The following is a 9,797-nucleotide window of genomic DNA, read 5'->3' on the forward strand; positions in this document are numbered from 1 at the left end:
TAAAATTTCTAATGCTGATACATGAACAATTTCCATAATATTAATTTTTTAGTTTATACTTTTTATTTTTCAAAATTACAATTTTTGTTGCATACGTGATACCAATTCCCACAAAAAATCCTAAAAATATTCCACCTATGACATCGGCAGGGTAGTGTAAGCCATTGTAAATTCGACTATATGAAATTAAAAGTACCCAAAAAATTAGTAAAACGATAATGATTTTTTTGCGAAAAATGGGAAAAAAAATTAAAAAAGTTGCAAAACCACTTGTATTGGCGGCATGCGACGATACAAAACCATAAGTTCCTCCCTTTATACCATGATTTAAATGTATGATGGTAGCATATATAGCATTATGCGATGGACGTAAACGCATAAAGTAATCTTTTATTAAAACCGATAATTGATCGCAGAGAATAAGCGTAAGAACGATTCCAATTACAATAATCAAGCCTTGTCTTTTGTACTGACGAAAAATAAAATAAATGATAATAGCATAGAGCGGTATCCATGTGTATTTATAACTTGCCCAGTACATAATTTCGTCAAAAAAAGGGTTATGCAGCGAATTGATGACCTCAAAAAATCGATGATCGAATTCAATCAGTTGTTTTAACATGTTTCTTTTTGAATTGAATTTTTTGATTTAACCAATGGCAGAGAAAAGCAGAACCACTGCCTATTAAAGCTCTAGCTAGCACATCGCTTGGGTAGTGAACTCCTAAATGCATGCGTGAGTATCCCACAGCGGTTGCCCATGCTATAGCTGGAGTTATGATATACCACTTGGGATATTCGATTGATAAAGCAGTGGCAGTGCTAAAGGCTTCGGAAGTATGTCCCGATGGGAACGATGCACTTCCACCGGATGATAATTTTTCTATCTCGGGATAAGTAATATAAGGACGTTCTCTATTGACACTGTATTTTAAAATTGTTGTAATGGTAGCTGTTACAAGAAGGCTCGAAGCTACAGTTAAGCTTTTACGAAATGTGGTACTATCTTTTTTAACCCAAGCATAAGTAGCCATACCTGCAATGACGCCACTTGAAATAAAGCCTCTGGTATTGGTTACAAATCGAAAAGTATTGTCGAGTTTTTGATTTCTATTTAAGTTAATCTTTTTAAGTAATTTAATATCTGTATTTTGTGAGAATGAGTGGATGAATACTAAATGAATAAAAATTAAATGAACAAGAAATTTAAACATAACTTATTTAATTCTATTTATTATATCCATAAAACGAGTAGAATCTTTTATTGGGAAGAATGCATTTTCGTTTTCAATCAAGAATTTATCGCAAAAGCCAAGTTTTATTGCTTTTGATAAAGAGTCAATGGAACGGCTATAAGCTTGTAGCTTAGCAAAATAAATTGACCAAAAATAAAGCATATCGCCGTTATATGGATCGGCTTGTTGATAAATATAGAGGTATTTTCGGCTTAAGTCCATACGATTTTGTTGAAGTGTGCTTTTGCAATAAGAATATGAAAGCAAACCTATAAAATTGAGTAACCGTAAATCCTTGTAATCGTTAGGGCTTAAATTCTTTTTGTTTTTAATGCTTTGATAAAAGTGTATTGTTTTTGACCACCATACAGAGTCTTTTTCAATAAAATATTTAGCTAAATTATCTTTTTCTTTTTGTTCATTTTTTAAAATGGTTTGAAATTGTTTCAGTGCATTTTTACTTTCAAATTTATTTATAAATATGGTCATCTCGTTAAAGGGGAAACCATAATATTTTAAATGTTGGCATAATGAACGTAATGATTGATATATAAGTACTTTTTTCCAACTATCACGAAGTGGAATAGTTAATGTGTTTTTGTATTGTCGTTTTACATAATTGGCAATATCGTTAGGGTTATTTTTTCCAAAAAAATTTAAGAAAGCAAACTCCATGATAGTATCGGCTGGCCATTCGTGTTCACCTTCGAAATAGTATGGCATGTATAACCAACTTACATTTTTTTGTATTTGATTGCTTTCGTACACTTCGGCAAAATTCATGTCTTTAAAACCAGCCATTTGAATAACGCAAAAAAGCGAATCTCTCCATGGTAAGGGGTTGGAATATCCGGCTCCGGCAGCTACGATTCCTTTGTACATGTTAGAATTGCTGCCAATCTGATAAACAGCCCTTGCCATTCCGCTAAATCCGCCAATGTATATTTTTTGTGTATCGATTGGAAGATATTCCGATGCATCTAATAGCATGCAGCTAATATATTGTTGAATTTCAGCTATGCTTTGTTGATTTTTGGTATTGTTCGATGAAAGCAGAATGATATTATATTTTTCGGCTAATTCCTGATATAGTGAAACGGTATAAGTACCTTTGGCATGAGGATCTAAAAGAATTAATACAGGATATTTGCTTAAACTATCTTTGGGGTAATAAAAACTATAAATACAGTTGGGGTCGTTGAGCGAGGTCATGTTGTTTATAATTCCTCTTTTAATTACTGTTTTGAGATTAACAACAGTATCGGTTTGGATATTTTCATTTTCTTTTTTTCGCGAAGCAGTATTACACGAGGACAATAGCCATAAAATACTTATTGATAATAGGATAATAATGTTAACTCGATGCTTCATCATGGAATGAATTTTAATAAATGCTTTTTTTGCAATGATAGTAATTTTTGTTGAATATCCTTTTTAATTTCGGGCAAATACCAGAAAAATAATTCTTTTTGTAGTTTGCGTTCGTTCATGCTTTTCGGAACATAAACTCTTTTTTGGGTATAGGGGTCAAGACCTGTGTAATACATAACCGATGCTAATGTCATGGGAGTAGGAGTAAAATCTTGCACTTGTTCGGGTTTTATGTTTAGTTGTTTTAATGCTTGAGCTAGTGAAACCATGCTTTCGATGGTAGAACCGGGGTGATTCGAGATAAAGTAGGGTATAATTTGCTGCTTGAGTTGATGTTGTCGGTTAATGTTCTCGAACAGCGTGTAAAATTCTTTAAAAAGTTGGAACGATGGTTTAAACATGAGAGCCAATACATCGTCGTGTATATGCTCGGGAGCAACTTTTAAGCGTCCCGAAACATGGTGAATAATGAGCTCTTTTAAATATTCAATATGAATTTTATGCTGTTTCTGTAAGAGGTGAATATCGTAACGAATACCGCTTCCAATGGTAACTTTTTTTATGCCTTTTTTGGTCCTTATTTTTTTGTAAAGTTGGATGAGTGGTGTTGGGTCTGTTTGTAAGTTTTTACATATATTTGGATAAATACATGATGGGCGTTTACATTTTTTGCATATAGATTCGTTCGTGCCTTTCATTTGGTACATATTGGCCGAAGGTCCGCCTAAATCACTGATATGACCTTTGAAGTAAGGCATTTGGATTAGTTTATCTACTTCTTGTTCAATGCTTTGTTCGCTGCGGCTTATTATAAATTTGCCTTGATGTATGGCTAAGGAACAAAACGAGCAACCACCAAAACAACCCCGATGAATGGTGATGGAGTTTTGAATCATTTCAAAAGCAGGTATAGGCTCTTTTTTTAGATATTTTGGATGAGGTAGGCGAGTGTAGGGGAGTTGGTAGTAAAAATCTAAATCTTTGGATGTGATAATAGATGGCGGATAAACTACAATATATTGTTTACCATGAGGTTGTACTAAAATATCGGGTTCTTTTTTGCTGCTGTTTTCTTCAATGAGTTTGTATGCCAGTGCAAACGATTTTTTGTTTTTTAGACATTCTTCGTATGAGGGCAATAAAATATATTTTTGTGTCGGTAATTTATCAACCAAAATGGTTGCTTGTTCGTGTTCTGTTATTTGTGGAATGGAATAACCTTTTTTTATCTTTTCGATGAGTAAAAGCATTGTTTTTTCAGCCATTCCATATAGCAATATATCAGCTTTGGAGTCTAATAATATAGACGGTTTTAGTTGGTTGCTCCAATAATCGTAATGAACCAAGCGGCGAAGGGAAGCTTCAATTCCACCAATGACAATGGGAACATCGGGATACAGTTTTTTTAAAATGGTACAATATACAGTTACTGCATAATCGGGACGGGCTCCATGCTTGTTACCCGGTGTGAAAGCGTCGTCGCTACGCAGGCGTTTGTTAGCTGTATAATGATTGACCATAGAATCCATATTGCCGGACGTAACTGCAAAAAATAAATTGGGTTTACCAAATTTCTTAAAATCGCGTAAATCGTCTTGCCAATTGGGTTGTGGAACTATGGCAATTTTTAATCCTGCCGATTCTATGATTCGAGCTATGACAGCAGCACCAAAAGCAGGATGATCGACATAAGCATCACCGGTAAATAAAATTACATCGAGGGTATCCCAACCTAATTTTTCAGCTTCTTTTTTGGTAACCGGAAGAAAAGATGACATGCTTTAAAAAGGATGATTAGCACGAAAAGCTTTCAATCTCTCTTCGAGCAATGGAATATCGTTTCGGTTAATTTGCGAAACACACGCTCTTAAACCGTCTTTACGATCACTGCCAGTAATGGTTAGCGATATAGCACTCACACCATAATATAAAAGCTCTTCGAGCAATTGTTCAGCATTCATGTTAGGGTAGGCAAAAGTAAAATAAAAACCATCAGCCAACGCTTCGTTTTCGTCTTTGTCGTAAACAATATAAAAACCGTTATCGGTAAAAACTTTCTTCAAAAGACGAGCACGTTCGCCATATTCTTTCACATCATTGACAAAGTTGTAAATACCTTCGTTAGCAGCTTTTAGAATTGCTGCTAATCCGTATTGCACCGAATGAGCAACACCCGACGATAACGAATATACTACTTTATATATAAGTGCATAACCAAATTTGTCTGTTTTAAAAATAGGTATTAAATCGGGATAAGTTCTATGGAATAGTTTATTAGAAACAGCCAATATTCCAATACGCTGACCGGCATAACTAAAGGCTTTAGAACTTGAAATCAATAGTATGTAGTTGTCGGTATAATTTGCAACCGTTGGTTGATAAGGTGGTTCGCCGGGTTTAGACATGTCTTTTCTGAAGTCCATAGCAAAATAAGCAAGGTCTTCGATAACAACAACATCGTATTGATTAGCTAAATCGCCGATAATTTTTAATTCTTTTTCGGTAAAGCATATCCACGATGGATTATTGGGGTTTGAATATACAATAGAAGAAATATTTCCTTTAGATAAATAGCTTTCAAGTTTTTCTTTGAGTTTGTCGCCACGATAGTTGTAAACGTCGAATGTTTCGTAGGGAATGCCTAAAACTTGATGTTGTTGTTTTTGAACAGGAAAACCGGGGTCGATAAATAAGGTAGTATTTTTCTTTTTATCGGTTTTACTCATCATAAGAAAAGCTGCAAAGCCTCCTTGCATACTGCCTACAGTTGGAACACAGCATTCGGGAGCAATGTCGATATTCATAAAAAGCTTAACAAAGCGTGAAAATTCGTTTTTAAGCTCTGTTACTCCTTCTATCATGGGATATTTTGAGGCTACTCCGCGGTGTAGGGCTTCAATTTCGGCATTAATTCCAATATTCGATGGTTCTAATCCGGGAACACCCATTTCCATACGAATAAATTTTTTCCCGGTAGCTTGTTCTATGTTGTTGACCAGTCGAACTAACTCACGTATAGTAGCTTTACCGATTTCAGAAATTCCCGAACTTTTTATTTTATCGCTTACAATAGCAAAATCGAAGGGGGTATTTTTTACTGATTCCATAAAAAATGCTTTAATGAGCAAAAATAGTGTTTTTATTTGAGATAAACCAAAGAAAAATGCACTCTATGTTTTATTTTTCTAGAACAAAATTTGGTATTTTTACAAAAAAAAATTATGTTGAAAGCAGTTTTTATTTCTTTGTTTATTTTTTCCGTAAATTCATTGTTCGCTCAAACTACAAGCAACAAACATGTATTTTATGCCTGTTCGCCAACGCCTGTAGTGCATAAGCCAATGAATTACATTTCTGGTTCCATGGGGGGCATGTACACTTTTTCTCAATTACTGGCCGAGTTAGATAAGATGCATGCGTTATACCCCGATATTATTTCGCCTAAACTTACTTTAGGAAGTCATTTGTCGTACGAAGGTCGTCCATTATATTATGTAGTTATTTCTGATAATCCTATGATAGAAGAAGGTGAGCCTCAGGTATTATATACGGCACTTCACCATTCAATGGAAGTTATTTCGGTACAGCAAATGGTTTATTATATGTGGTATTTGCTAGAGAATTATGCTACGAACGATGAAATAAGATATTTGGTTGATTATACCAAAATGGTTTTTGTACCATGTATTAACCCCGATGGATATGTTTACAATGAATCGACGAACCCGCAAGGGGGAGGCACGTGGCGTAAAAATCGTAGAGATAATGGATTTACCATTGGTGTCGATTTGAATAGAAATTACGATTATGCATTTGCGTATGACGAAATTGGCTCGAGCTCTTTAGGCTGGCACCCTTGGTATCGTGGCGATTCGGCTTTTTCTGAACCCGAAACTCAATTTATGAAAGATTTAATCGAAAGTCATTCCTTTAAACTTAGCTTAAATTGGCATTCGTACGGGAATTATTTAATTTATCCTTGGAATTACAACGGAGCACAAACCCCCGATTCGGCAGTTTTTGAAAAAATATGCCGATTCTTAACAAATGAAAACCGTTTTCGTTATGGGAATGTCGATCAGGTTTATGGTTACAATAGTAATGGCGATGCCGATGATTGGGCATACGGAATTCATCATATAATTTCAATGACGGCTGAATTAGGAACGTTAGACGACGGCTTTTGGCCCGATACCAGCCGAATTGAACCTTTATGCAATTCTGTTGTATGGATGAATAAAAAATATGCATTATTATCTCACGATTTTGCTGTCGTAAATGATTTAAGCCACAGGATTATCGATAATACATCGGGCTACTTTAAATTTGAAATTGAATGTTTGGGATTAGATACTCCTTCTACTTTTACAGTATCAATTATACCGCTTAGCCCTGAAATTATGAATGTTGGTGCTCCTATTACTTTTAATCATATGACTTTGTTAGAAAATAAAATAGATAGCATTTATTATCAATTATCGCCCAATATTCAAACAGGGCAAACAGTGAAGTATATTTTAGCTGTTGATAATGGAATTTTTCAATTTAAGGATACCATTACTAAAGTGTTTGGACCTTCGCACATATTATTTTATGATGCTTGTGAGGATATTTTACATTGGAACACAACATCGTGGAATGTTACTTCTGAAGATCATTGTTCGGGAGCTTATTCCATTACCGATTCGCCCAACGATGTATATGATTTTTTTGAAGGCTCAGAGTTGATTTTGAAAAACTCGGTCGATTTAACGAATGCCATGATGGCCGATTTGAATTTTAAAGCCAAATGGCAAATTGAACAAACTTACGATTGGGTAGAGTTATATGCTTCTGTTGATAGTTTTAGTACATGGATACCATTATGTGGGCGTTATTCGTCGCATGGTTCAGACGACCAAAACGAAGGTGAGCCTTTGTACGATGGACAATACTTAACATGGGTTGAAGAAGAAATACATTTAGACGATTTTATTGGACAAAAAGTGTGGTTTAAGTTTGTGTTAAATAGTGATCAGACTCACAATTTCGATGGTTTTTATTTAGACGATTTTACGGTTAGAGCCATTGATTTGCAAAGCCAAATGAACGAAAATCAATATTCGATGAATGAGATATATCCCATTCCGGCAAGTGATTTTATATATGTTCAGCAAAAGTCAAACAAGCCATTAAAGGCTGTACAGATTTATAATAGTATAGGACAATTGCAGTTTAGCCAAAATTTTGAACGAATTAATGATAGGCTAAAAGTTGATATATCTGCTTTGTCCGAAGGAATTTATTTTGTAAAGCTTGTGTACGATAATCAGGTTCAACAAATAAAGAAAATAGTGATAAAAAAATAAGTTAACCCAAACTAATCAATAGGTTATTCGCTCGCAATGACAGCCTGTTCGTCATTCTGAGCTTGTCGAAGAATGACCCCATGCTCAATTAGTTTTGCGTATGGTTATACTTTGACCAGCTTGTTATGTTGGTTTATTCATCGCACTTGGGTTAAATGCTGGAATAAGGCGTTATGTTGAAAATAGAATTCAAAAATTATAAAAATATTTTGGTGTAAAAAAAATTATGTATATTTGTAAATATTAAAATATCATAAAATAACTAAAAACAAAATTAAAATGAAAAGGTTAAATTTGTTAGCATTAACATTGGTGTTTTTAATGTACTTATTAAGTTTAAATTTTACTTACTCTCAGGTAGGTATCAATGCTACGGGTAGTAATCCTCATTCGAGTGCCATGCTCGATGTAGCAGCCGATGGCACTACAAAACTTGGTTTACTTATACCGCGTATGACCACTGCAGAGCGGAATGCCATTAGTTCGCCTGCACATTCGTTGTTGATATTCAACACTACTACCAATTGTTTTGAGTGGTGGGATGCTAATGGTAGTACTTGGGTCAGTATGTCGTGTGCTTGTACGCCTCCTTCTGCACCTACTGCCAATGCTGCCAGTGGCGTTACACAAACGGCGTTTACGGCCAATTGGACATCGGTAAGTGGTGCTACAACGTATTATTTAGATGTAGCTACTGATAATGCATTTACCAACTTTGTAAGTGGGTATAATAATACTAACGTAGGTAACGTAACTTCGTTTAATGTAACGGGTTTGACATGTAATACCACGTATTATTATCGTGTACGTGCGGGTAGTAGTTGTGGTACGAGTGCTAACAGCACTGTTATAACAGTAACGACCTCTTCGTGTCCACCAGGTTCTTGTGGCTCTCAGGTATTTATGGCTGCTAATATAGACGTAGGGACGATGATTAATGATCCTAATGAGCAGAATAATGATTCGGTAGTAGAGAAGTATTGTTACAACAATACCCCTGCCAATTGTACGACTTATGGTGGGTTATATCAGTGGGCAGAGGCTATTCAGGTGTCTTACACGTACAATACTAATTCTTTAGGTGCACAATCATGGATGACTTGTGACCCATGTGGTAGTGGTGGTAGGCAGGGGCTATGCCCGAGTGGTTATCATGTACCTACGGATTTGGAGTGGAGCCGGTATGAGTGGTGTGTAGAGAATAACATATCACCTGCGGGTGGTACTTCTTTATCTGACTTTCAAAATTTGAGTGGATGGCGGGGTTCTACATCAAATACGGCGGGACCTGGATCGAAGTTAAAGGCGAGTAGTAGTAATAGTCCGAGTTGGGATGGTACGAATGCGAGTGGGTTTACGGCTTTGCCGGCGGGCTACCGCTACTTCGGAGGCGGCTTCGGCCACTACCTCGAGGCGTGCGCCTACTTCTGGTTTGCTACTGAGGTCAGTGCTACGTCCGCCTGGTATCGCGTCCTCGTCACGGGCAATTGGCAGAGCTACCGGAGCAACGCCAACAAGGCGATCGGCTTTTCCCTCCGCTGCCTCCAGAACTGACGTAAAAGAGCGTCATTGCGAGGAGCGTTTTCTCCTCCCGTCATTGCGAGGAGCGGAGCGACGAAGCAATCTCCCCGATGCTCGTTACCATTGTGTTATGTGTGTGGTGGAGATTGCTTCGCTCACTATGTTCGCTCGCAATGACGTAAAAGAGCGTCATTACGAGGAGTGTTTTCTCCTCCCGTCATTGCGAGGAGCGGAGCGACGAAGCAATCTCCCCGATGCTCGCTACCATAGTGTTATGTGTGTGGTGGAGATTGCTTCGCTCACTATGTTCGCTCGCAATGAC

At 36.5% G+C, this 9,797-nt stretch carries 8 protein-coding genes; 2 read left to right on the forward strand and 6 right to left on the reverse strand.

The features are described from left to right. Window positions 1-40: 40 nt before the first annotated feature. Genes HPY79_11720 through HPY79_11740 form a run of 5 tightly spaced genes read right to left on the reverse strand, consistent with a single transcriptional unit; the run spans window position 41 to window position 5,713 of the window. The gene (locus tag HPY79_11720; protein ID NSW46472.1) at window positions 41-622 is read right to left on the reverse strand and encodes a phosphatase PAP2 family protein; all 582 of its coding nucleotides are present in this window, start codon (window positions 620-622) and stop codon (window positions 41-43) included. Then, window positions 603-1,214: a phosphatase PAP2 family protein gene (locus tag HPY79_11725; GenBank protein NSW46473.1), complete on the reverse strand. Its 612-nt coding sequence runs from the start codon at window positions 1,212-1,214 to the stop codon at window positions 603-605. Before HPY79_11725 ends, HPY79_11720 begins: the two co-directional genes overlap by 20 nt. A gap of 3 nt (window positions 1,215-1,217) precedes the next feature. Next, complete coding sequence (locus HPY79_11730; GenBank protein NSW46474.1) at window positions 1,218-2,609, reverse strand: hypothetical protein; 1,392 nt, start codon at window positions 2,607-2,609, stop codon at window positions 1,218-1,220. Continuing rightward, the gene (locus HPY79_11735) at window positions 2,606-4,384 is read right to left on the reverse strand and encodes a YgiQ family radical SAM protein (GenBank protein ID NSW46475.1); all 1,779 of its coding nucleotides are present in this window, start codon (window positions 4,382-4,384) and stop codon (window positions 2,606-2,608) included. The genes HPY79_11730 and HPY79_11735 overlap by 4 nt, the downstream gene beginning before the upstream one ends. A gap of 3 nt (window positions 4,385-4,387) precedes the next feature. Further along, entirely contained in the window at window positions 4,388-5,713 is a 1,326-nt protein-coding gene (locus HPY79_11740; protein ID NSW46476.1) for a pyridoxal phosphate-dependent aminotransferase, read from the reverse strand. 114 nt (window positions 5,714-5,827) lie between these two features. Between HPY79_11740 and HPY79_11745 the strand changes: the two genes are divergently transcribed. Beyond that, entirely contained in the window at window positions 5,828-7,954 is a 2,127-nt protein-coding gene (locus HPY79_11745) for an immune inhibitor A (protein NSW46477.1), read from the forward strand. A 386-nt stretch (window positions 7,955-8,340) separates the two neighbouring features. On the opposite strand, the gene HPY79_11750 is transcribed toward HPY79_11745, so the two are convergent. Continuing rightward, complete coding sequence (locus tag HPY79_11750; protein NSW46478.1) at window positions 8,341-8,601, reverse strand: hypothetical protein; 261 nt, start codon at window positions 8,599-8,601, stop codon at window positions 8,341-8,343. 256 nt (window positions 8,602-8,857) lie between these two features. Between HPY79_11750 and HPY79_11755 the strand changes: the two genes are divergently transcribed. Continuing rightward, complete coding sequence (locus HPY79_11755) at window positions 8,858-9,508, forward strand: fibrobacter succinogenes major paralogous domain-containing protein (GenBank protein NSW46479.1); 651 nt, start codon at window positions 8,858-8,860, stop codon at window positions 9,506-9,508. Window positions 9,509-9,797 lie beyond the last annotated feature (289 nt).

The sequence above is a fragment of the Bacteroidales bacterium genome (assembly GCA_013314715.1).
In the GTDB taxonomy this organism is placed as follows: domain Bacteria; phylum Bacteroidota; class Bacteroidia; order Bacteroidales; family GWA2-32-17; genus Ch61.